The sequence below is a fragment of the Streptomyces sp. NPDC007205 genome, from assembly GCF_040634095.1.
In the GTDB taxonomy this organism is placed as follows: domain Bacteria; phylum Actinomycetota; class Actinomycetes; order Streptomycetales; family Streptomycetaceae; genus Streptomyces.
Genome location: NZ_JBEYEW010000024.1, coordinates 23,299 through 46,324, shown reverse-complemented (window position 1 = coordinate 46,324; position 23,026 = coordinate 23,299). Strand labels below are relative to the sequence as shown.

Annotated in this window: 15 protein-coding genes; 9 read left to right on the top strand and 6 right to left on the bottom strand. The window is 71.3% G+C overall.

Annotation, left to right across the window (positions count from 1 at the left end):
• Window positions 1-3: 3 nt before the first annotated feature.
• Entirely contained in the window at window positions 4-2,220 is a 2,217-nt protein-coding gene (locus tag ABZ624_RS30415) for a CDP-glycerol glycerophosphotransferase family protein (RefSeq protein WP_360095942.1), read from the top strand.
• Between the two features lie 60 nt (window positions 2,221-2,280).
• On the opposite strand, the gene ABZ624_RS30410 is transcribed toward ABZ624_RS30415, so the two are convergent.
• Window positions 2,281-2,694, bottom strand: coding sequence for an organic hydroperoxide resistance protein (locus tag ABZ624_RS30410; protein WP_360095939.1), 414 nt, complete (start codon window positions 2,692-2,694; stop codon window positions 2,281-2,283).
• 122 nt (window positions 2,695-2,816) lie between these two features.
• Here ABZ624_RS30410 and ABZ624_RS30405 point away from each other — a divergent pair, with 122 nt between their 5' ends.
• The gene (locus tag ABZ624_RS30405; protein WP_360095936.1) at window positions 2,817-3,347 is read left to right on the top strand and encodes a MarR family transcriptional regulator; all 531 of its coding nucleotides are present in this window, start codon (window positions 2,817-2,819) and stop codon (window positions 3,345-3,347) included.
• Here the strand turns inward: ABZ624_RS30405 and ABZ624_RS30400 are convergent.
• Window positions 3,229-4,719, bottom strand: coding sequence for a glycosyltransferase family 39 protein (locus ABZ624_RS30400; protein WP_360096070.1), 1,491 nt, complete (start codon window positions 4,717-4,719; stop codon window positions 3,229-3,231). The two genes, ABZ624_RS30405 and ABZ624_RS30400, sit on opposite strands and share 119 nt — an antisense overlap.
• Window positions 4,720-4,960: 241 nt before the next feature.
• Here ABZ624_RS30400 and ABZ624_RS30395 point away from each other — a divergent pair, with 241 nt between their 5' ends.
• From ABZ624_RS30395 to galE, 3 genes are all read left to right on the top strand, one after another.
• Window positions 4,961-6,229 carry a glycosyltransferase family 87 protein gene (locus ABZ624_RS30395; protein WP_360095933.1) on the top strand — a complete coding sequence of 423 codons (1,269 nt, stop codon included), beginning with the start codon at window positions 4,961-4,963 and terminating at the stop codon, window positions 6,227-6,229.
• Between the two features lie 44 nt (window positions 6,230-6,273).
• Window positions 6,274-7,929, top strand: coding sequence for a glycosyltransferase family 2 protein (locus ABZ624_RS30390; protein WP_360096067.1), 1,656 nt, complete (start codon window positions 6,274-6,276; stop codon window positions 7,927-7,929).
• Between the two features lie 100 nt (window positions 7,930-8,029).
• Window positions 8,030-9,010: a UDP-glucose 4-epimerase GalE gene (galE, locus tag ABZ624_RS30385; RefSeq protein ID WP_360095930.1), complete on the top strand. Its 981-nt coding sequence runs from the start codon at window positions 8,030-8,032 to the stop codon at window positions 9,008-9,010.
• Window positions 9,011-9,075: 65 nt separating this feature from the next.
• On the opposite strand, the gene ABZ624_RS30380 is transcribed toward galE, so the two are convergent.
• Window positions 9,076-9,702 carry a TetR/AcrR family transcriptional regulator gene (locus ABZ624_RS30380; protein ID WP_360095927.1) on the bottom strand — a complete coding sequence of 209 codons (627 nt, stop codon included), beginning with the start codon at window positions 9,700-9,702 and terminating at the stop codon, window positions 9,076-9,078.
• A 222-nt stretch (window positions 9,703-9,924) separates the two neighbouring features.
• Here ABZ624_RS30380 and ABZ624_RS30375 point away from each other — a divergent pair, with 222 nt between their 5' ends.
• From ABZ624_RS30375 to ABZ624_RS30360, 4 genes are all read left to right on the top strand, one after another.
• The gene (locus ABZ624_RS30375; protein WP_360095924.1) at window positions 9,925-10,836 is read left to right on the top strand and encodes an ABC transporter permease; all 912 of its coding nucleotides are present in this window, start codon (window positions 9,925-9,927) and stop codon (window positions 10,834-10,836) included.
• On the top strand, window positions 10,829-11,650 hold the full coding sequence (locus ABZ624_RS30370) for an ABC transporter ATP-binding protein (protein WP_360095921.1): 822 nt from the start codon (window positions 10,829-10,831) through the stop codon (window positions 11,648-11,650). The genes ABZ624_RS30375 and ABZ624_RS30370 overlap by 8 nt, the downstream gene beginning before the upstream one ends.
• Window positions 11,651-11,800: 150 nt before the next feature.
• The gene (locus ABZ624_RS30365; protein WP_360095918.1) at window positions 11,801-14,020 is read left to right on the top strand and encodes a CDP-glycerol glycerophosphotransferase family protein; all 2,220 of its coding nucleotides are present in this window, start codon (window positions 11,801-11,803) and stop codon (window positions 14,018-14,020) included.
• The gene (locus ABZ624_RS30360; protein ID WP_360095915.1) at window positions 14,017-15,696 is read left to right on the top strand and encodes a glycosyltransferase family 2 protein; all 1,680 of its coding nucleotides are present in this window, start codon (window positions 14,017-14,019) and stop codon (window positions 15,694-15,696) included. The genes ABZ624_RS30365 and ABZ624_RS30360 overlap by 4 nt, the downstream gene beginning before the upstream one ends.
• A gap of 95 nt (window positions 15,697-15,791) precedes the next feature.
• On the opposite strand, the gene ABZ624_RS30355 is transcribed toward ABZ624_RS30360, so the two are convergent.
• From ABZ624_RS30355 to ABZ624_RS30345, 3 genes are all read right to left on the bottom strand, one after another.
• Window positions 15,792-17,273 carry a hypothetical protein gene (locus tag ABZ624_RS30355; RefSeq protein WP_360095912.1) on the bottom strand — a complete coding sequence of 494 codons (1,482 nt, stop codon included), beginning with the start codon at window positions 17,271-17,273 and terminating at the stop codon, window positions 15,792-15,794.
• A 10-nt stretch (window positions 17,274-17,283) separates the two neighbouring features.
• Complete coding sequence (locus ABZ624_RS30350; protein ID WP_360095909.1) at window positions 17,284-17,766, bottom strand: GtrA family protein; 483 nt, start codon at window positions 17,764-17,766, stop codon at window positions 17,284-17,286.
• Window positions 17,767-17,913: 147 nt separating this feature from the next.
• Entirely contained in the window at window positions 17,914-22,851 is a 4,938-nt protein-coding gene (locus ABZ624_RS30345) for an NAD-glutamate dehydrogenase (protein WP_360095906.1), read from the bottom strand.
• Window positions 22,852-23,026: the final 175 nt, after the last annotated feature.

The following is a 23,026-nucleotide window of genomic DNA, read 5'->3' as shown; positions in this document are numbered from 1 at the left end:
GACGTGCCCCGCTTCAGTCTGATCGTGCCCTGTTTCAAGGTGCAGGGCTTTCTGCGCGAGTGCCTGGACTCGGTGCTGCTGCAGTCCTTCAACGACTTCGAGCTGATCGCCGTGGACGACCGCTCCCCGGACGGCTGCGGCGCGATCCTCGACGAGTACGCCGAGCGTGACCCGCGCGTGAAGGTGCTGCACCTGCCGGAGAACGTGGGCCTCGGGCGGGCCCGCAACGCCGGGATCCCGCACGCCACCGGCGACTACCTGTTCTTCCTCGACAGCGACGACACCCTCACCCCGGGCGCGCTGGGGGCCATCACCGACCGGCTGGCCGAGGCCCGGGACCCGGACGTGCTGGTCTTCGACTACGCGCGCACCTACTGGTGGGGCGGCACCCGGCGCAACGTCCTCGCCCACGTCCTCGGCGAGGCCGGCCCGGACACGTTCACCGCCGACGAGTTCCCGCAGATCCTGGATCTGCTGATGGTGGTGTGGAACAAGGTCTACCGGCGCCGGTTCGTGGAGTCGGAGGGCTTCCGGTTCCCGCCCGGCTACTACGAGGACACCCCCTGGACCTTCCCGGCCATGCTCAGTGCCCGGCGGATCGCCACGCTGGACCGTATCTGCCTGAACTACCGGCAGCGCCGGCAGGGCAACATCCTGTCCACGACCAGCCGCAAGCACTTCGACATCCACGACCAGTACGAGCGGGTCTTCGCGTTCGTCGAGCAGCGGCCCCAGCTGGCGCACTGGCGGCCGTATCTGCACCGCAAGATGGGCGAGCACTGCCTGGACATCCTGGCCAAGCCGGACCGGCTGCCGCCCGCCGACAAGGCCGAGTTCTTCCGGCGTACGGCGCGGATGTTCCGCGACCACCGGCCCGAGGGCGCCCTGGTCGACGGGGAGGTCCGCCTGCTGGAGGGCTCCTGGACGGCGTACCGGATCAGGCGGCAGGCGGCACGGGCCGGGCGGGAGACGGCACGGCGCGCGGACCTGGTGCGCGGCTCGGCCACCGCGCGGGCCCGCTCCGGCTGGGCGTCCCTGCACACGCACCGCCCGCTGGACCCGCACCTGGTCGTCTACTCGGCGTCCTCGCACCGGGGCATGCTCGGCGACCCGGCGGCCGTCCACGCCAAGGCCCGGGAGATCGCCCCGCAGCTGCGCGGGGTGTGGGTGGTGAAGGACGCGGAGACCGCCGCACAGCTGCCGGCCGGCGTCGAGCACGTGATCGTCGGCTCCCGGCGGTATCTGGAGGTCACGGCGCGGGCGGCGTTCTTCGTCAACGACGTCAACTGGCCCGGCACCCTGGCCAAGCGGCCCGGCAGCGTGTACATCCACACCCACCGGGGCACCCCGCTGAAGTACATGGGCGCCGACCTGCGTGACAAGCCGGGTGCGCGGCTGGGCTTGGACGTGCCGCAGATGCTGCGCCGCGCCGACCGCTGGGACTACAGCCTGGTCGCCAACCGTCACTCCGAGCTGGTCTGGGAGCGGGCCTACCCCTGCCACTTCACCTCGCTGCGCACCGGCAGCCCGCGCAACGACGTGCTGGTGAACGGCGGCTCCGGTGACTGCGGCGGCTTCCGCGAACGGCATGGCATCCCGGCGGACCACACGGTCGTGCTGTACGCGCCGACCCGCCGGGACTACCGCCGCAGCGGGCACGTGGACCGGATCGACCTGGCCCGGTTCGCGGCCGACCTGGGCGAGGGGCGCACCCTCGTGGTCCGGCTGCATCCGTCGCTGGCGAGCGGTCCCGCGCGCGGGCTGGGCCTCGCGGAGCTGGCCCGCCGCGGGGTCGTGGTCGACGCGACCGGGGAGCCGCGGGTGGAGGACGTCCTGCTCGCGGCGGACGTGCTGGTCACCGACTACTCGTCCGTGATGTTCGACTACGCCAACCTGGACCGGCCGATCGTGGTGCACGCCGACGACTGGCCCGCGTACACGGCGAGCCGGGGCGCCTATCTCGACATCACCGCCGAGCCGCCGGGCCATGTCTCGGGCTCCTACCGGGAGCTGGCCTGGCTGTTCGCCTCGGGGTCCTGGCGGGACGAGGAGTCGGCGCGGCTGCGGGCGGACTTCCGGGCCCGGTTCTGCGAGTTCGACGACGGCCGGGCCGCCGAGCGCGTCGTACGGACGCTGCTGCTGGGCGAGCCGATGACCGGCGCGGGCGCGGTACGGATCCCTGGCCAGGCGGCCGGCCGGGACACGCTGGCATCGGCGTGACGGCACGGCTGCGGGGGTGCCGGCCCTGGCCGGCACCCTCGGGAAGCCTGTCCTGCGGGCCTACTCGATGACGAGGTCGACGTCGATGTTGCCGCGGGTGGCGTTGGAGTAGGGGCAGACCTGGTGGGCGGTCTCGACCAGCTTGCGGCCGGTCTCCTCGTCCACGGTGTCGGGCAGCTCGACGCGCAGCGTCACCTTCAGCCCGAAGCCCTCGCCCTGCTTGCCGATGCCGACCTCGGCGGTCACCGCCGCGTCGCTGACGTCCACCTTCGCCTGCCGGCCGACGAGGCCGAGGGCACTGCCGAAGCAGGCGGCGTAACCGGCGGCGAAGAGCTGCTCCGGGTTGGTGCCCTGGCCGTTGCCGCCCAGCTCCACCGGCGGGGCCAGCTGGAGGTCGATCGTGCCGTCGGAGGACACGGCGCGACCGTCACGGCCGTGGGTGGCGGTGGCGACAGCGGTGTAGAGCGCGTCCATGAAGACCATCCCTTACGAAGTCGGGTTCCGGCGGCCCCTGTCCTGACCGCCTGACAACCACGAGTAGAGCACACAATTAAGTTGTGCACAACTAAATGGACCGCAAGAGCTATCCTGGGCTCATGACCGACACGGAATGGCTGCGCCTGGACCGCCAGATCTGTTTCTCGCTGCACGCGGCGTCCCGCGCCTTCAACGGCGTCTACCGCGTGGTCCTCAAGGACCTCGGGCTGACCTACCCGCAGTACCTCGTGATGCTCGTCCTGTGGGAGCAGGGCGACCTGCCCGTCAAGGCGCTCGGCGAACACCTGCGGCTCGACTCCGGCACACTGTCACCGCTGGTCAAGCGGCTGGAGGGGGTGGGCCTGGTGCGCCGGGAGCGCAGCGCCGAGGACGAGCGCTCGGTCCGGGTCCGGCTCACCGAGGAGGGCGCGGCACTGCGCGAGCGGGCCCTTCAGGTGCCGCGCCGGATCATGGGCGCGACCGGCTTCGACCTGGCGGAGATCGCCGAACTGCGCGAACGCCTCGACCGACTCACCACCGCGCTGGACGCGGCAGCAGCGGCGGAGGAGCGCCAGGGGGTGTCCTCAGCGGCTTCCGGACATACAGCCGTACGGCCGTCGCGCGCAGCGGGATCTCCTCCCGCTCGGTGAAGTCCCGCCGCAGCACCGCGAGTTCGGCCCGCTCGACGGGGCTGCGGGGGATCCAGCGGCCGGCGAGCAGGTCCGGGTCCGCCACCACCCACAACCGGTCCAGCCGCGCCAGCCTGCGCCGCACCTCACGGTCCCCGGCCTCCCGCCCGTACAGGGTCCCCGACCCGGCCGCCCCCTCCACCAGCGCCACGTCCCGCACCCCCCGGAACGCCCCCGGATAGGCAAGGGCCGTGTTCCGCACGCTCCCCGGCAGAAACACCACCGCCTCCCCCGGCCCCGACTCCCGCGCCACCACCCGGGAAACGGCCCCGAGATCATCGGGCCGGGTAGCGGCGTCGCGATCTGCGCGCAGGAGGGGGAGCTGCAGGAGGGGGGCGAGGCAGACGGCAGAAACACCGGCCAGGGTGACGAGAGGGGACGGCGGCAGAGGGCGCCTTCCGCGAGCACCGACGGCCCGCCCCGCCACCCCGGCCACCCACTCCGCTCCCCCGGCCACCAACAACGGCACCCCGCTCAGCGCGTACAGCACATACCGATCGGCATACAGCGGCGACATCTGAGAAGCCGACATCAACACCACCGGCGGAACCACCGTCAACGGCAACGCCACCCCCGAAAGAGTGATCTGCCCCCGCCGCCCCACCAGTCCCGACAGCCCCACCAAGGCAAGAACCAGACACACCCCGTACACCCCCACCGCAGGCCCCAGAAACCCCCGCGACAACCGCTCCGCCGAAGACGCCGTGGGCCTGCGCAACCACGCCACCTGCGCCGCCTGCCCCCAGGACACCACCACCAACGGCAGCAGCGAGAGCGTCACTCCGCCCGCCGCGCGCGCCCAGCCACGCCACACCCGCGCCCCCGTCCGGGCCAGCGCCAGTGCCGCCGCGTGGGCGCACAACAGCAGCACCGCGAACTCGTGCAGCCAGCAGGTGACGCCGAGGACCGTGCCGTACGCCCACCACGAGCCCCCCTGCACCGCGCGCACGAGCAGCAGCGTCGCGCCCGTGGCCCCGGCGGCCACAAGGGCGTAGGAACGGCCCTCCTGCGCGTAGTGGCCGGCCATCGGCGTGACGGCGTAGAGCAGCCCCGCCCACAGTCCGACGCGCGGCCGGGCCAGCCGGGTGCCGAGCGCCGCCACCAGCGCGGCCGTCACCGCCGCCGCGCACACCGACGGCAGCCGCAGGACGACCTCGCCGGGGTGGACGGCGAGGACGGCGTGCATGAGGAGGTAGTACAGACCGTGCACGGCGTCCACGTCGTGCAGCAGCCGCCAGATCTGCGGCGCGGTACGCCTCCCGACCTGGAAGCTGACGGCCTCGTCGCGCCACATCCCGCCCCGGTCGAGCCCCCAGAGCCCGACCCCGAGCATCACGAGCGCGGGCAGGCAGACGGCGACCCGGCGGTGGGTCCGCGACCGGTGGCCCTCCGACTCGTGCCCTGTCCCACCGGCCGCCGCGACGGCTGTCGCTGCAGCCGCCCCGCGCGACTGCGCTTCCACAGGAACCCCGACGTTCAGCACGGCCCGATCTTTTGTGATTAGCCAACCTTTCAGCGGGCATGACGGCGTATCAGCAGGGATACACCATCCATGCGGCTTAGGCTCCCAGGTGATGAACCGCCTCCGTGTCACCCCCGGCCCGGTCCTCTCCGTCACCGCTCTCTGGCTCACCACGCGTGCCCTGATGCTGTGGCTGCTCGTCCACGACCACGACCCGCTGCTCGGCAGGGGGTCGGTGGCACGTGAGGTATGGCGGTTGTACTTCGGCTGGTACGGCGTCCTCGCGCACGGCTCCTTCCCGGCGCACGACACGCTGTGGCAGTACCCGCCGGGCGCGGGCGCGGTGCTGCTCGCGCCGGGCCTGCTGCCGTGGCTGACGTACTTTCAGGCGTTCGTGGTGCTCACGCTGGCCGTGGACGCGCTGGTCACGGCGGCCCTCGCCCGCGCGGGCACGCCGGCCGGGCGCAGCCCGCTCGGCGCGATCCTGTGGACGGCCGGGCTGCCCCTGCTGCTCCACATCCCGCTCGCCCGGTACGACGTCCAGGTCACCGGCCTGGCCGTGCTCTCGCTGCTGGCGCTGGGCCGCTACCCGCGTGCGGGCGGGGTACTGGGGGCGCTGGGCGCGCTGGTGAAGGTGTGGCCGGCGCTGGTGCTGCTGGGCACGCCCCGGGGGCGGGCGACGCGCGGGGCGTGGGGGTGGGCGGTGGCCGCCGGGGCCGGCTCGCTCGGTGTCCTCGCCGTGTGGTTCGACCATCCGCTGGCCTTTCTGCGGCAGCAGGGCGGGCGCGGGGTGCAGATCGAGTCGCTCGGCGGTACGGCGTTGAATCTCGCGCGGCACGCCGGCTGGCCGGGCCGGACGCGCTACCGGTACGGCGCCGTCGAGCTGGTAGGCCCGTATGTGGACGCCGTCGCCACCGCCTCGCTGGCACTGACGGCGGTCGCCTGCGCGCTGCTGGTGCTGTGGCGGGTGCGGGCGCGGCGCTGGAACGAGGCCACGCCGTACGACGCGGCGCTGAGCGCGGTGCTGCTGTTCACGGTCACCAGCCGGGTGATCAGTCCGCAGTACATGGTCTGGCTGCTCGGTCTGGCCGCCGTGTGCCTGACCTCGCGGCACACCGGTCAGCGGCCGGTCGCGGCGCTGGTCCTGGCGGCGACCGCGCTGAGCACCGTGGTGTACCCGATGTGCTACCGCGAAGTGATCGGCGGCACCTGGACCGGCTGTGTGCTGATGCTGATCCGCAACGGGATTCTGGCGGCCGCCGCCGTGCTGTCCTTCGTCCGGTTGTGGCGGGCCGCGGAGGCGGATGCAAAGAACCCGCGAACGACGGAACCCGGACCCTATTCCGACCGTCTTCCGGAACGGCTGCTAAGCAGCTCTTAACGGAATATTACCCTTCATTTCTACGCTCTCGGCCTGTGGATTCCATGCGAACCGACCCGCCCGACACACCCGACCGGTCAGATCCGCCCGTCAGTCCGGACACCGCCGGGCCCGCGCCCGCGCCGCAGGTCGGTGTCGTCGTCATCGGCTACAACGACCGTGCGCATGTCGCTGACGCCGTGCGTTCGGCACTCGCCCAGGGGCCGGCGGTCGCCGAGGTCGTCGCCGTGGACGACTGCTCGACGGACGGCAGCGCCGAGTTGCTCGACCGGCTGGCGGCCGACGAGCCCCGGCTGCGGGTGGTGCGCCGGCGCGAGAACAGCGGCGGCTGCGGCAGCCCGCGCAACACCGGGATCGACGCGGTGACGACCCCGTACGTGATGTTCCTGGACAGCGACGACGTGCTGCCGTCCGGTGCGGTGGACGCGCTGCTGACGGCGGCCACAGAGACGCACGCCGAGGTCGCGAGCGGGCTGTGCGTGCGCCGGGAGCTGCCCTCAGGGCGCGAACAACCCTGGCAGGCGCCCCTCTACACGGCGCACACCACCCTCGCGCGCCCCTCCCAGCAGCCGCGACTGGTCCACGACACGCTGTGCGTCAACAAGCTGTACCGCACCGACTTCCTGCGTGAGCACGGCATCCGCTTCCCGGAGGGCCGCTTCCTCTACGAGGACATCGTCTTCACCGCGCGTGTGCTGGCCGCCGGCCCGTGCATCGCGCTCGTACCGGACCGCGTGTACGTGTGGCATGTGCGCCGCGGCGCCGAGCGGCTGTCGCTCTCGCTGGACCGGGAGCACATCGGCAACTGGCAGGCGCGCGTGGAGGCGTGCGCGCAGGCGTACGACATCCTGCTGAGCGCCGGGCAGAAGGAGCTGGCGCGGGCGGTGCGGGCCAAGTTCCTCGACCACGAGGTGCGCATGTACGTGCGCGAGCTGGAGTTGCGCGACGCGCACTACCAGCGCGCATGGTGGGCGCACACCAGGGAGTACCTCGCGCACTACGAAGCCCCCGACTGGGAGCTGAACCCTGCGGCGACCGGCCGGGTGCTCGCGCGGGTCGTCCTGGAGTCGCCCGAGCCGCGCGACCTGCCCCGGCTGCGCGAACTGGCCGCACGCCCGGCGCGCCTGCTGCCGCCCTACGCCCGCACCCCCGACGGCGTCCCCGTCTGGTCCGCCGACCTTCCCCAGGTCACCCTCGCGCCGTACCTGACCGGCCCGGTCGCCGCCCTCCCGCTCGCCGTCGACGCGGCGCTGCATCCACGCGCGCGTGCCTCGCTGCTGGGCCTGCGGCTGCACGAGCTGTACGGCAGGGTGGCCGAGGGGGGCCCGCGCGAGGTGGACGTGGAGTGGGTCTCGCGCGACGACGAGCGGACGCGGGGGCGCACAACGGTTCCGCTCGCGCCCTTGGGCACGGACGGCTGGTCGGCGAAACTGCCCGTTGACCTGGCCGCGCTCGGCGCGGGCACCTGGGACCTGCGGCTGACCGTGCACTTCGCGGACGGCACGCAACGGGAGGTCACGGCGCACGCCCTGGCGGGCGCCGGCCGGCTGCGCCGCCGCGCCGTCCCGAGCGCCCGGCACGGCGTGCTCCTGGTTCAGCCGTACGCCACGCACTCCGGCGCACTGGCCGTGCGCATGGCGACCGGCGTGCGCGGGCTCGTACAGGTGCTGCGCGGCCGGCTCCGGCGCCTGCTGCGCTGAGCCGCGCGGTGCGTCACCGGCGCGCCCGCTGCTTGACTGAGAGATGCCCACCGCCGCGCCACGCGGCGGAACGGGCCGACTGAACGAGGAGACAGCCGCAATGACCTGGCTGATCACCGGCGGTGCCGGATACATCGGTGCGCACGTCGTCCGCGCGATGACCGAGGCGGGCGAGCGCACGGTCGTCTACGACGACCTGTCCTCGGGCGTCGCCGAGCGCGTACCGGCGCAGGTTCCCCTGGTGCGGGGCTCCACCCTGGACGCGGACCGGGTGGCCCGCACGCTCGCCGAGCACGAGATCAGCGGGGTCGTGCATCTGGCGGCGAAGAAGCAGGTGGGCGAGTCGGTGGAGCGCCCGCTGCACTACTACCGCGAGAACGTCGAGGGCCTGCGGGTCCTCCTGGAGGCGGTGACGGCGGCGGAGATCCCGTCGTTCGTCTTCTCCTCCTCGGCCGCCGTCTACGGCATGCCGGACGTCGACGTGGTGACGGAGGAGACCCCGTGCCGGCCGATGTCCCCGTACGGCGAGACGAAGCTGGCCTGCGAGTGGCTGGTCCGCGCGGCGGGCAGGGCGAGCGGCATGTCGACCGCCTCCCTCCGGTACTTCAACGTGGCGGGCGCGGCCGGACCCGAACTCGCCGACACCGGCGTGTTCAACCTGATCCCCATGGTCTTCGAGAAGCTCACCGAGGGGGCGGCCCCGCGCATCTTCGGCGACGACTACCCGACCCCCGACGGCACCTGCGTCCGGGACTACATCCACGTGGTCGACCTGGCCGAGGCCCACGTCACCGTCGCCCGTGCCCTGGCCTCCTCCCCCGGCACCGACCTGACCCTCAACATCGGGCGCGGCGAGGGCGTCTCCGTCCGCGAGATGATCGACCGCATCAACGCGGTCACCGGCTACGACCGCCCGCCGACGGTCACCGCGCGCCGCCCCGGCGACCCCGCCCGCGTCGTGGCCTCCGCCACCCGCATCGCCACCGAGCTGGGCTGGCAGGCCAAGTACGACGTCCAGGACATGATCACCTCGGCCTGGGAGGGCTGGGTACACCACCACCCGGAGGCGGCGCGGTCGTAGTCTCCCGACGAGGGGCGGCTCGGCCCGGAGGCCATCTGCGGCCAGCACGGGGGGCGGGCGCCCCCTCACAACGCCTTCAGTGCCCCCGCCGTGGCCCGGGCCAGCTTGTCCAGGTAGCCCTTCGGCAGCTTCGGGGAGCGGGTGACCACCGCACGCCAGTACAGGGGACCGGAGATCAGGTCGAGTGCGAGGTCGGGGTCGAGCCCCGGCCGCACCTCGCCCCGCTCCTCCGCCACCGCCACGATCTTGCTGGCCACGCCCTCCTGACCGTCCCGCAGGGCCTTCTGGAAGGCGTCGGCGATGTCGGGATTGCGGGCCGCCTCCGCCTGCAGGTCGGGGATGATCTGCGAGGCGATGGGGTGGCGCAGGGCACGGGACGTGACCTCGTAGAGGAGGCGGAGGTCGCCCTCCAGGGAACCCGTGTCGGGGACGGGGAGGCCGAGGACCGCCATCGCCGACACCACGTCCAGGACGAGGTGCAGTTTCGAACGCCAGCGCCGGTACACCGCCGTCTTGCCGACGCCCGCGCGCCGCGCGATGCCCTCGATGGACATGCGCGCGTATCCGACGGCCGCCAGCTCCTCGAAGACCGCCGCGCGGATGGCCTCGGTCACGTCCTCCCGGAGTACGGCGGCCCCCGCGGGGGTCCGGCGGCGCGTACGCGTCGGCGGCTCGTCGGCGTTCGTCGTCATGACGCACAGCATAGGCCGTTACGACGAGACGGTTGCGTTCCGACGTCGATTGGTTCTACGCTCACGTTGCGACGATACGGTCCCGTTCCGACGTAAGAGAACGTGAAGAGAAGCGTAAAAAACGCGCGAAGCGGAGGAAGCGCCGGACAAGGGACCCACACGACGCACCCCCGGCCGGCGGCCGGACGCGCCACCCCCTCCCCACGAGCGAAAGCAGCGGATGTGAGCCAGGTCCTCGACACACCGCCTCCCACCCAGGCCCCGGCCGACGACCTCGCCGCGCTGGCCGCCCGGCACGGCCTGTCGGTCAGCGGCGCCCGCCCCTCCCTGCCGGAATACGTCCGCCAGCTGTGGGCCCGGCGCCACTTCATCAGCGCCTTCGCCACCGCCAAACTCACCGCCCAGTACAGCGAGGCGAAGCTCGGCCAGGTCTGGCAGGTCATGACCCCGCTGCTGAACGCGGCGGTCTACTACTTCATCTTCGGCGTGCTGCTGGGCACCAAGCAGCACGTGCCGGACTACGTCCCGTTCCTGGTCACGGGCGTGTTCGTGTGGACGTTCACACAGAGCTCGATCATGGCCGGCACCCGCGCGATCTCCGGCAACCTCGGTCTGGTCCGCGCCCTGCACTTCCCGCGCGCCGCGCTGCCGATCTCCTTCTGCCTCCAGCAGCTGCAGCAGCTGCTGTTCTCGATGGCCGCGCTGATCGTCATCCTGCTCTGCTTCGGCGTGCCGGTCGCCGTCTCCTGGGTGCTGGTGCTCCCGGTCCTGGTCCTGCAGTTCATCTTCAACACAGGCGTGTCGCTGGTCATGGCGCGCATGGGCGCCAAGACCCCGGACATCGCCCAGCTGATGCCCTTCATCCTGCGCACCTGGATGTATGTGTCCGGCGTGATGTGGAGCATCGACAAGCTCACCAGGAAGGACCACCTGCCGCACATCGTCACGGTCCTGCTGGAGACCAACCCGGCCGCGGTCTACATCGACCTCATGCGGTACGCGCTGATCGACAGCTTCCACGCCCGCCAGCTGCCCCCGCACGTGTGGGCCGCGGCCACCGGCTGGGCACTGCTCGCCGGCATCGGCGGCTTCATCTACTTCTGGAAGGCTGAGGAGACCTACGGCCGTGGCTGAGCAGACCGAAGCGAAGATCCCCACCGTCATCGCCGAGAACGTCGACATCGTCTACCGGGTCAACGGCACCGGCGCCGGCCGCGGCACCGCCACCGCCGCCCTCAACCGCATCCTGCGCCGCAATCAGACCGAGAAGGCGGCGGGCGTGCGCCGGGTGCACGCGGTGAAGAAGGTGTCGTTCATCGCCTACAAGGGCGAGGCGATCGGCCTCATCGGCACCAACGGCTCCGGCAAGTCGACGCTCCTCAAGGCGGTCGCCGGCCTGCTCCCCGTGGAGAACGGCCACATCTACACCCACGGCCAGCCCTCCCTGCTCGGCGTCAACGCGGCCCTGATGAACGACCTCACCGGCGAGCGCAACGTCCACCTCGGCGGTCTCGCCATGGGCATGTCGCGGGAGCAGGTCAAAGAGCGCTACGAGGACATCGTCGAGTTCTCCGGGATCAACGAGAAGGGCGACTTCATCACCCTTCCGATGCGCACCTACTCCTCCGGTATGGCCGCCCGGCTGCGGTTCTCCATCGCCGCCGCCAAGGACCACGACGTCCTGCTGATCGACGAGGCCCTGGCCACCGGCGACCGCAAGTTCCAGATGCGCTCCGAGGAGCGGATCCGCGAACTGCGCGAGAAGGCGGGCACGGTCTTCCTGGTCAGCCACAACAACAAGTCGATCCGCGACACCTGCGAGCGGGTCCTGTGGCTGGAGCGCGGCGAGCTGCGCATGGACGGGCCCACGGAGGAGGTCATGAAGGAGTACGAGACCTTCACCGGTGACAAGGGCGACAAGAAAACCGGCACCGGCAAGGCGGCGTAAAAGTTAGCAGGAGGGAAACCGGGAGTCGCGGAACTTCCTCTTCCTCCCTGAGCGTCTCTCCCCCCGAGCACGGTCATCCCTTTCATCCGCTTAGTGACAGTATGTTATGAAGGGTGCCCCGAGCTGAACGAGCAGAAGGAGTCCACTGCGATGCCCCAACTCAGCGTCATCGTCTACGGACCGAACGCACAGGGGCATCTGACAGAGCTGCTTGGCTCCCTGGAGGCCCACCCGCTCCCCGACGCCGAGGTCATCGTCGCCGCGGTCGGCGACTGGGCACGGGAGACGGCCGAGGGCCACGCCCCCGACACGATCGTCGTACCGCTGCCCGAGGGCACCGCTGACGCGGCGGCCCGGACCGCCGGCGCCGCCCGTGCGACTGGCCGCTGGCTGCACTTCGTGCACGCCAAGGACGGCCTGCCGGCCGGCGCCGCCCGGCTGATCGCCGAGCGCACCGCCGAACTGGACGCCGCCACCGGCGCCGACGGCGACGCCCCCGTGGACGTGCTCCTCTTCGACCATGTCACCACCACCTGGCAGACCGCGGCCACGCCCTCCGGCGACGGCCGCCTGCTCGCCGCCGTCGGCCGCGAGGGCCTGCCCCTGGACGAGTCCGCCGACCTGCTGCGCCTCACCCCGCTGCTCGGCAACCGCGCCCTGCGTGCGGAGTTCTGGCAGGCGCACGAGGAACGGCTCACCACCCACGACGAACCGCACGCCGCGTACGCGACCCTGCTGCACGCCGGCCGCGTCGCCTGCCTGAACCAGGTGGCGTACGAGAACCGCGAACTGCGCCCCGAGAGCCTGCCGCCGCGCGCCCCCGAGGACCGGTTCACGCTGATCGGGAGCTACGAGTCGCTGCTCGCGCTCACCAAGGACCGCCGCGCTGCCCGCACGGTGCTGTACGACCTGATGATGCGCGACCTCGTGCGCACCTTCGCCGGCGAGAACCTGCCCGACGACGTGGCCCGGGAGTTCTTCCACCGGGCCTCCCTCGCCGCGGTCCGCTGGCGCCCCGGGAACCACGAACGCCCGGCGGGCGTGGAGGGCGTACGGCACGCGCTGCTGGAGGAGGGCGCGTACACCAAGTACCGCGCCTTCCAGGCCGCCAACCGCGCCCGCCGCGCTGCCAAGAAGGCCGTACGGACCCGTAAGAAGCAGGTCGGCGCCAAGCTCCGCGACCAGCAGTACCGCCGCGCCCTGACCCGCCCGGTCGACCCGGACCTGGCCGTGTTCGCCGCCTACTGGGAGCGCGGAGTGGCCTGCAACCCGGCCGCGATCGCCGCGAAACTCCGCGAACTCGCCCCGCACGTCCACCCGGTGTGGGTGGTGTCGAAGAGCAACGAGGCCCTGCTGCCGCCCGGTACCGACCATGTGATCCCCGGCACCCGCCGCTACTGGGAGACCCTGGCCACCGCCAAGTACCTCGTCAACAACGTCAACTTCCCCAACGCGGTGGTCAAGCGCCCCGACGCGGTCCACCTCCAGACCCACCACGGCACCCCGCTCAAGCGCATGGGCCTGGACCAGATGGAGCACCCGGCCGCCGCCAAGGGCCTGGACTTCGACGCCCTGCTGACCCGCATCGACAAGTGGGACTACAGCGTCAGCGCCAACAGCCACTCCACCCGCATGTGGGAGCGCGCCTACCCGGCCCGCTACACCTCGCTGGACCACGGCTACCCGCGCAACGACGTCTTCTACTCGGCCACGGCCGCCGACGTCCGCGCCGCCCGCGCACGCCTCGGCATCCCGCGCGGCAAGACGGCCGTCCTGTACGCCCCGACCCACCGCGACTACGAGGCTGGCTTCACTCCGCGCCTGGACCTGGCCGAACTCGCCGACCGGCTCGGCGAGAACACGGTCCTGCTGGTCCGCGCCCACTACTTCTACGGCGGCGCCGCCTCCCCGCTCACCGGCCTGCGCCGCTCCGGCCGGATCATCGACGTCTCCTCCTACGACCCCGTCGAGGAGCTGTGCCTGGCCGCCGACGCGCTGGTCACGGACTACTCGTCGATCATGTTCGACTACGCCAACCTCGACCGTCCGATCGTCGTCTACGCCGACGACTGGGAGACCTACCGCACCACCCGGGGCGTCTACTTCGACCTGATGACCGACCACCCCGGCCAGGTCGCCCGCACCCAGGAGCAGCTGACGGAGATCTTCGCCTCCGGCGCCTGGCGTGACGAGAGCGCGGCCAAGGCGCGGGCCGCCTTCCGGCGCCGGTTCTGCGAGTACGACGACGGCCGCGCGGCCGAACGGGTCGTACGACGGGTGTTCCTGGGCGAGCCGGAGGACTCACTGCCCCCGGTGATCCCGCTGGAGGAACGCGCCCCCGCCCCGACCCCCGAGGAGGCCTCGGCATGACGACCACGACGACCACGACCCCCGACGTCACGGTCACCGTCATCGTCTACAACGACGCGGCGCGCCTGCCCCGGGCGGTGGCGTCCCTGCGCGCGCAGACGCACGCGAACATCGAGATCATCATCAGCGACGACCACTCCACGGACGACACACCGACCGTGGCGCGTCAGCTGGAGGCGCAGGACTCTCGCGTCCGCTATCTCCGCCTGCCGGAGAACAGCGGCGGCTGCAGCGCCCCGCGCAACCGGGCCATCGAGATCGCCCGGGCGCCGTATCTGATGTTCCTCGACAGCGACGACGAACTCCCGCCCCGCGCGGTCGAGTTGCTGCTCGCCGCGCACCGCGAGCGCGAGCTGGACTTCGCCATGGGCGCCTGCCAGCGCCTCCGGGTGGACACCGGCCGACGCACCACGTGGATGCCGCACCTGTTCGCCGAGCGGCGCACGCTGGAGAACATCGAGTCGGACACGGAGCTGCTCTTCTGGCCGCTGTCGACGAACAGGATGTACACACGCGACTTCCTGAACCGCAACAACCTCCGCTTCCCCGAGGGCGTCCACTACGAGGACCAGCTGTTCTCGATTCAGGCGTTCTGCCTGGCGAAGGCTTTCACGATCATCCCGGACCCGGTGTACGTCTGGCACATCGAGCCGTTCGCGGCGGCGGAGTCGGCCACGATCTCCAACCAGCGGCACAAGATCTCCAACGTTCAGGACCGCATCCGCGTCCACCGCATGATCGACGACTTCCTGGAGAAGAGCGGGCATGCCGGGCTGCGGGAGGCCAAGGACTTCAAGTTCCTCAAGCACGACTTCAGGCTGTACGCGGGCGATCTGCCCTACCGGGACGCGGAGTGGCTGACCGCCTTCACGGACCTCGTGAACCCGTACCTGGACACCCTGTCTCCCGGCGCGTACGTCCGTCTGCCCCGGCCGGAGCGGGTGGTGCTGGAGCTGCTGCGGGACGGGCGCCCGGCCGACGCCCAGCTCGCGGCGCGCGGCCTGGGTCACGGGGTGGCACCGCGGCGGATCACGGCTGACGCTTCCGGTGTCCCGTACTGGGGCGACAGCGTGCCTTCCGAGGACCGCGCCCGCCGCGAACTGGACGTGTCCGACCTGGAGTTGGACACGCGTCCGTTCCCGAGCGCCCAGTTCCGCCACGAGATCACAGAACTGACGCGTGGCTCGCGGGCCACGCTCACCCTGTCCATCCGCACGTACGATCCCGGTCTGCGCCTTCCCATCGGCCCCCAGCGCGCCCGCCTGGTGCTGGCTCCCGGCGGACGCCGCATGACCGTGCCCTTCCGGCTGGACCCGGTCCGGCCCGGTCTGTTCGAAGGCACCGTGCACCTGGACCTCGCCGCCGCCCCGATCCCCCTCCAGGGCTTCGAGGGCGCCCGTCACCCCCTGGTCGTCCTGAACCAGCAGGGCCTGTCGAACTCCGGCCTGCTCCTGGCCCCGCTCGACTTCCCCACAGCCACGGCCCGCGTCGACTACCACTCCGGCGCTACGCCGCACCAGGTCACCATCGAACCGGAGGGCCGCAACCCCGGCCGTCTCCAGATCCGCTGGCATCCCGTCGGCGTGACGGCAAGCGTCATCCGCCCGGTCATCCGCAAGATCGCCCGCCCGCGCGTCCGCAAGGTGGCGAAGCTGGTGGCAAGCGTGCTGAGGTGAGAACGGCCGCGTTCCGGCGCCACCCGCACGGAAAGTGGTCGGGTGGCGCCAGGAGCTGCTGTACCTTCAGTCAGGCGCGTGGGCCATCCCGTCTGTCAGGGCGCCACCCGGTACAGGATCTGCCCGGCCGGACCCACGGTCACCTTCCGCAGACCCGGACCCGGCAAGCCCCCCGGCGCCACGACCCACTTCACGTCGTACTCCCGCAGGATCCCGGCCCGGTCCGAGGCGGACGTCCCCGAGGCGAAGTACCGCTCCACCGCCGCGTCCCGCTGCGCGGCGTCCCGCAGGAACACATCCGGATACCCCGGCGCCACGGTGTACGCCCCGTACGCGGGAATCTGCCGCGCGGGAGACCTCCGGGCCATCACCACGTCCCCGTACTTCACCCAGGGCGTGATCCAGTGGTATCCGACCCACGGCGTCCGGTACTTGGCGGCGACCACGGAAGGCAGCGCGGCCCGCCCCGTCACATAGCCGAGCGTCCCGGCCTGCGTCCACGCCCCCACAGCCAGCGCGGCGCCCAGCACACACGCCCACCCCGTCCGCACGGCCCGCCGCCCCGCCGACACGGCCTCCAGCGCCGCCGCGAGCTGCGCCGGGATCAGCGCGGCCGGCAGGGCCCGGCCCCAGGAGTAGTGGCCGGTCAGCCCGCCCGCGGCGAACACCAGCGCGCCCAGGAGGAAGAACAGGGCCAAGGGGTCCCGGCGGTCCCTGCGGACACGCAGCACCAGCGCCGCCACCCCGAGCAGCACCAGCCCGAACCGCGCGGCCAAGTCCTCGTACAGCGGCTTGTGGATGGCCTCCAGGTCCGCGCCGGCGGAGAAGAGCGAGAAGAAGTCGTAGTACGGCCACAGCCACAGCAGGAGCAGGCCCAGGGCCGGCGCGGCGGCCAGTCGCGGCAGCACCGCCCGGCCCGGCCGCGCCGCGATCACCACGGCCAGCGCCCCGAGAGACGCCACGACGCCCGTGAACTGGTGGCACAGCAGGATCAGCGCCCACAGCACACCGAGCCACAGCCACCTCCCCCACGCGGCCTCCTCCCGCATCGCCCGGGTGAGCCAGGCCCAGAAGTGGAAGGTGAGGCCGAGCGCGAAGGCGCTGGGGTACGCCACCGTGAGCGCCAGGGAGTTCAGGCCCAGGAAACCGGACCAGTTGAACAGCAGAGTGCCCCACAGGAAGAGCAGGCTGAGCAGCGCCAGCGCGGGGGCCATACGGTGCGCGCTGAGGGTGCGGACGTAGCGCCGGACACCGGTGACCAGCAGACTCAGCCCGACGAACGCGGCGATCCGCAGGACCACGAACACCGACAGGCCGGTCAGCTTGGCGAGCACGCCCAGCACCAGCATCCACGGCGAGTAGTAGGGGCTCGGGGTGTCCGCGTCGACCAGCGGGTTGCCGGGATGCAGCAGGCCGTGGCGCAGGCGCTGGACGGTGGCCGCGTGCATGCCGAGGTCCCCCGCCCACGGCAGACGGACGATCACCAGGAGGAGCAGTACGACGACGAGCGCGGCGGCGGCCTGCGGCAGCGCCCGGCCGGCCCGCGCGGCGCCCGCCGGGGACTGTGTGCGGCTCACCGGCTCGGTGTCAGACGGTGCGGTGTGCATCCTGCTGAAACACCCACGTGCGGTAGACCAGAAAACGGAAGGCGGAGGCTAGCACGATCGACAGTGCCTTCGCCGCATTCGCCTGCAGCACGCTGTGCAGGCCGAGACCGTGGTAACCGACCCAGAACAGGCCGATTTCCATCAGGACACCGAGGCCGCTGAACACGAAGAACAGCATGATCTGTCTGCGGGTGGGCGCGGCCCGGTCACGATAGGTGAAATAGCGGAAGCCCAGGTAATTGGTCGCCATCGCGGTGCAGCTGGCCAGGACGTTCGCGGTCATCGCCTGGCAACCCAGGCCGCGCAGCAGCAGGTTGAAGACCAGGAAATTGACGAGGACACCGCTGCCGCCGACGATCCCGAATTTCACGAGCTCCAGCACGACACGTGTGACGGGCCGGGCCGGAGCCGGCGCGGGCGTGGGGGGCGCTGCCGGGTGGGTCTCGGTGAGGTGAACAGTCACATCGCAGACCCTATCCGAAAGGCGCCGATGAGCAGGAAATGGTAAATTCGCTGATCGTTTTTCGCTAAAGGTCGGCAAGAAACGGAACGCCCCGGGCCGGTTTCCCGTCGACCCGGGGCGGGCGCTCGCTGCCGTACCGTGCTCGGCTTACGAGTGCGTGCGCAGCAGCGTCCGCATCGTCCGCATCGCCACCGAGAGGTTGGCGAGGTCGAACGTCTCCGAGCCGCGGATCTCCTCCAGGGTGGTGCGCGCCCGGCTCAGGATGGGCGCGTTCTTCTGCTCCCAGGCCTTGAAGCGCTGCTCCGGCGTGGAGGTGCCGTTGCCGACCGCGAGGACGTCCGCGGTGAGCGCCGCGTGCGCCGCGTACAGGTCCTCACGGATGGAGGCGCGGGCCATGGACTGCCAGCGGTCGCTGCGGGGCAGTTCGATGATGCGGTCCATCAGCTGCGTGATGCTGAGCCGGTCGGCGAGGTCGTAGTACACCTCGGCGACGTCCAGCGGCTCCTTGCCCGTGCGGTCGGCCACCGACACGATGTCGAGCGCCGGGAAGGCGGAGGAGAACCCGGCCACGCGGGTGGCGAGCTCGTCCGGGACGCCGGCCGCGGACAGCTCGTCGTACACGTGCTGGTACCACTCCAGGTCCGCGCCGCGCAGCAGCTTCGGCAGCTCCTGCCACACCCGCTCGACCCGCTCGGCGAAGAACTCGACCGTCTCGGCGAGCTTCAGCGGCTGCGGCCGGTTGTTGAGCAGCCAGCGCGTGCCGCGCTCCACGAGCCGGCGCGAGTGCAGCCGGATCCGGGTCTGGACGGCCGCGTCGACCTGGTTGTCCAGCGCCTCGACCGCGTCCCACACCGGTGCCGAGCAGAAGATCACGCGGGCGGCCGTCTGGGCGCGGACGATCTCCTCCAGGGAGGCCCCGGTCTCCTCGCGCAGCCGGTGCAGATACGTCGTACCGCCCGTGTTGACCGTGTCGTTGACCAGCACCGTCGTGGTGATCTCGCGGCGCAGCGGGTGGTTGTCGATCGCCTCGGTGAACCGCTCGCGCAGCGCCGTCGGGAAGTAGGCGTGCAGCAGGCCGCGCAGATACGGGTCGTCCGGCAGGGAGGTGGCCAGCAGCTCCTCGGCGACCGTGATCTTCGTGTACGCCAGGACGACGGCCGTCTCCGGGCTGGTGAGGCCCTGGCCCTGGCCGAGGCGCTCGCGGATCTGGCGGTCGGTGGGCAGGAACTCCAGCGCCCGGTCCAGGTGGCCCTCGCGCACCAGGTGGCGCAGGAACCGCTGCTGGGCGTGGAGCATGTCCTTGGCCTGGAACAGGGCGTTGGCCAGGGCGGTGTTCTGCGCGTAGTTGTTGCGCAGGACCAGCGCGCCGACCTCGTCGGTCATCTCGGCGAGGATCTTGTTGCGCTGCTTGACGGTCATGTCGCCGTCCGCGACCAGGCTGTTCAGCAGGATCTTGATGTTCACCTCGTGGTCGGAGGTGTCCACGCCGGCGCTGTTGTCGATCGCGTCGGTGTTGATCTTGCCGCCGTGCATGGCGAACTCGATCCGGCCGAGCTGGGTCAGGCCCAGGTTGCCGCCCTCGCCGACGACCTTGACCCGGAGGTCCTTGCCGTCGACCCGGATGGCGTCGTTGGCCTTGTCGCCGACGTCCGCGTTGGACTCCGCCGACGACTTCACGTACGTGCCGATACCGCCGTTCCACAACAGGTCGACCGGCGACTGGAGGATCGCCTTCATCAGGTCGGCCGGGGTCATCTTGGTGACCTTGTCCTCGATGCCGAGGGCCTCGCGGATGTGGGCGTTGACCGGGATCGACTTGGCGCTGCGCGGGAAGATCCCGCCGCCGGCCGACAGCAGCTCGGTGCTGTAGTCGGCCCAGCTGGAGCGGGGCAGCTCGAACAGGCGGCGGCGCTCGGCGTACGACGTCGCCGCGTCCGGGGTGGGGTCGATGAAGATGTGCCGGTGGTCGAAGGCGGCGACCAGGCGGATGTGCTCGGACAGCAGCATGCCGTTGCCGAACACGTCACCGGACATGTCACCGATGCCGACGACCGTGAAGTCCTGGCTCTGCGTGTCCACGCCCAGCTCGCGGAAGTGCCGCTTGACGGACTCCCAGGCGCCGCGCGCGGTGATGCCCATGCCCTTGTGGTCGTATCCCGCGCTGCCGCCGGAGGCGAAGGCGTCACCGAGCCAGAAGTTGTACTTCTCGGCGACCCCGTTGGCGATGTCGGAGAAGGTCGCGGTGCCCTTGTCGGCGGCGACGACCAGGTAGGTGTCGTCCCCGTCGTGCCGGACCACGTCCTGCGGGGGCACGACCTCGCCGGCGACCATGTTGTCGGTGATGTCGAGCAGCGCCGAGATGAACGTCTTGTAGCTGGCGATGCCCTCGGCCAGCCAGGCGTCGCGGTCCACGCTCGGGTCCGGCAGCTGCTTGGCGACGAAGCCGCCCTTGGCGCCGACCGGCACGATGACGGTGTTCTTCACCATCTGCGCCTTGACCAGGCCGAGGATCTCGGTGCGGAAGTCCTCACGCCGGTCGGACCAGCGCAGACCGCCTCGGGCGACCTTGCCGAAGCGCAGGTGCACGCCCTCGACGCGCGGCGAGTACACCCAGATCTCGTACGCCGGGCGCGGCGCCGGCAGGTCCGGGATGGCCTGCGGGTCGAACTTCATGGAGACGTAGTCGTGCGGCTGGCCGCCGTCCGCCTCCTGGAAGAAGTTGGTGCGCAGGGTCGCCTTGATGACGGTGAGGAAGGAGCGGAGGATCCTGTCCTCGTCCAGGCTCGCCACCTGGTCCAGGGCCGCGTCCAGCTCCTCCAGCAGGGCGTCGACGATCTCCAGGCCGGCCTTCTGCCGCTCCGGTGACATCCGCGCCTCGAACAGCGAGACGAGGAGCCGGGTGGTGTGGACGTTGTTGCGGAGGGTGTCCTCCATGTAGTCCTGCGAGAAGGTCGAACCGGCCTGCCGCAGGTACTTGGCGTAGGCGCGCAGCACCATCGCCTGCCGCCAGGTCAGCCCGGCGCTCAGCACGAGCGCGTTGAAACCGTCGTTCTCGGCCTTGCCGGTCCAGGTGGCCGCGAAGGCCTCCTGGAAGCGCTCACGCGCGTCGTCGCCGAGGTACTCCCCGCCGCCGGCCGCCTTCGGCATACGCAGACCGAAGTCGTAGATCCAGGCGGTGCTGCGGTCCACGCACCGCAGCTCGTACGGCCGCTCGTCGGTGACCTCGACGCCGAGGCGGCTGAGGACCGGCAGCACCTGCGAGAGGGAGACCGAGCCGCCCTTCTGGTAGATCTTGAACCGGCGTTCCTCGGGTCCGGCGCCCACCGGCTCGTACAGGCTCAGGCTGAAGGTCTTGTCCTCGCTGAGCTGCTCGAGGTGGACCAGGTCGGCGACCGCGGCGCGCGGGGTGTGGTCGGCCTTGTAGCCCTCGGGGAAGGCGTTGTTGTAGCGGCGCAGCACCTCGGCCGCGCGCTCCTCGCCGCACTCGGCGGTCAGCGCCTCGGCGAACGCGTCGGTCCAGGAGCGGGCGGCCTCCACCAGACGGGCCTCGATGCGCTCCTTGTCGCTGTCCGACAGCTCGGGCAGCTCGGTGCCCGGCGGGACACGGACGACGAAGTGCAGCCGGGAAAGGATCGACTCGGTGTTCCAGGCGGTGAAGTCGACGCTGACGCCGCCGAGCTCCTCCTTCAGGATGTCGATGATCCTCAGCCGGACACCGGTGGTGTAGCGGTCGCGCGGGAGGTAGACGAGGGCCGAGTAGTAGCGGCCGTACTCGTCCTGGCGCAGGTAGAGCCGCAGCCTGCGACGCTCCTGCAGATACAGCACGGACGTGGCGATGGACTGCAGTTCGGCGGCGGGCGTCTGGAACAGCTCGTCGCGCGGGTACGTCTCCAGGATCTGCAGCAGGTCCCGGCCGTCGTGGCTGTTGGGCGAGAACCCGGCGAGCCCCAGCACCTCGTCGACCTTGCGGCGGATGACGGGCACGCGGCGCACGGACTCGGTGTACGCGGCCGAGGAGAACAGCCCGAGGAACCGCCGCTCACCGACGACGTTCCCCTGCTCGTCGAACTTCTTGACGCCGATGTAGTCCAGGTACGACGGCCGGTGCACGGTGGCCCGGCTGTTGGCCTTGGTCAGCACGAGCAGCTTGTGCTCGCGGGCCTTGGCGCGGGCGTCGGCCGGAAGGCGCTCGAAGGAGGGGCTGACCGGGTGCTGCTCGTCCTCGGCGTGGTGCGGGTCGGAGCGCAGTATGCCGAGACCGGTGCCGGGCACCGCGGCGAGCGTGTCGTCGTCGCGCAGCTGGTACTCGCGGTAGCCGAGGAAGGTGAAGTGGTCGTCGGCCAGCCAGCGCAGCAGCTCGCGGGCCTCCTCGGCCTCGGGCGCGGGCAGGTCACCGGGCAGGGGCTCGCTGCCCAGCCCGTCGGCGATCCGGGTCGCCGCGTCCCGCATCTTCTCCCAGTCCTCGACGGCCTCGCGGACGTCGGACAGCACGCGCAGCAGGTCGGCGGTGATCTGCTTCAGGTCGGCGCGGTCGGTCTCCCGGTCGATCTCGACATGGATCCAGGACTCGAAGTGCGCATCGTGCGGGAGCTCACCGGCGGGCGGGTTCGGCAGGACCTCGATCAGCTTGCCGGTCAGGTCACGCCGGACGACGAACTGCGGGTGGACGACGACATGGATGCCGCGCCCGCGCCGGGTCAGCTCGTTGGTGACCGAGTCGACGAGGAAGGGCATGTCGTCGGTGACGACTTCCACGACCGAGTGACTGCAGGTCCACCCGTTCTCCTCGACGGTCGGGGTGTGGACCCGCACGTTCGCCGTGCCCTGGGGGCGGTGCTCGGCGAGCCGGTAGTGCGAGAGCGCTGCGCCGAAGACGTCGACCGGGTCACGGCCGGTGAGGTCTTCCGGGGCGGTGTGCAGGTAGTAGCGCTGGAGGAACGCGAGCACGGACTCGCTGTCCGGGGTGTCCGGGGAGCTCTCGTCCGTGGTCCCGGTCGGTAGGTGCCCCCCGACCGGGCTGTTCTCAGCTACCCGGGCGGCCCTCTCGAGCAGCTCGGCCTTGGCTTCGTCCAGCTTGGTCTGCATTGTCCTCTGACTCCTGTCGCGCGCCGTTGCGTGACGTAGAAGGAAGTACGGTCTCTTCCCCTCCGGCTCGACGCCACGGCCCGGGGTGTCCGGTCCGCATCGACGCTATGCCGCGAGGTGAGATACGCGGGGGGAATTCGGCCATTCTCGACACACCCGTGGGGTGTGACGCTGC

Bases quoted from the DNA above. Each gene is read 5' to 3' on its own strand.
- ABZ624_RS30345 (WP_360095906.1), bottom strand. From the start codon at position 22,851: ATGCAGACCAAGCTGGACGAAGCCAAGGCCGAGCTGCTCGAGAGGGCC.
- ABZ624_RS30390 (WP_360096067.1), top strand. From the start codon at position 6,274: ATGCGAACCGACCCGCCCGACACACCCGACCGGTCAGATCCGCCCGTC.
- ABZ624_RS30360 (WP_360095915.1), top strand. From the start codon at position 14,017: ATGACGACCACGACGACCACGACCCCCGACGTCACGGTCACCGTCATC.
- ABZ624_RS30380 (WP_360095927.1), bottom strand. From the start codon at position 9,702: ATGACGACGAACGCCGACGAGCCGCCGACGCGTACGCGCCGCCGGACC.
- ABZ624_RS30395 (WP_360095933.1), top strand. From the start codon at position 4,961: ATGAACCGCCTCCGTGTCACCCCCGGCCCGGTCCTCTCCGTCACCGCT.
- ABZ624_RS30365 (WP_360095918.1), top strand. From the start codon at position 11,801: ATGCCCCAACTCAGCGTCATCGTCTACGGACCGAACGCACAGGGGCAT.
- ABZ624_RS30410 (WP_360095939.1), bottom strand. From the start codon at position 2,694: ATGGACGCGCTCTACACCGCTGTCGCCACCGCCACCCACGGCCGTGAC.
- galE (WP_360095930.1), top strand. From the start codon at position 8,030: ATGACCTGGCTGATCACCGGCGGTGCCGGATACATCGGTGCGCACGTC.
- ABZ624_RS30400 (WP_360096070.1), bottom strand. From the start codon at position 4,719: ATGCTCGGGGTCGGGCTCTGGGGGCTCGACCGGGGCGGGATGTGGCGC.
- ABZ624_RS30405 (WP_360095936.1), top strand. From the start codon at position 2,817: ATGACCGACACGGAATGGCTGCGCCTGGACCGCCAGATCTGTTTCTCG.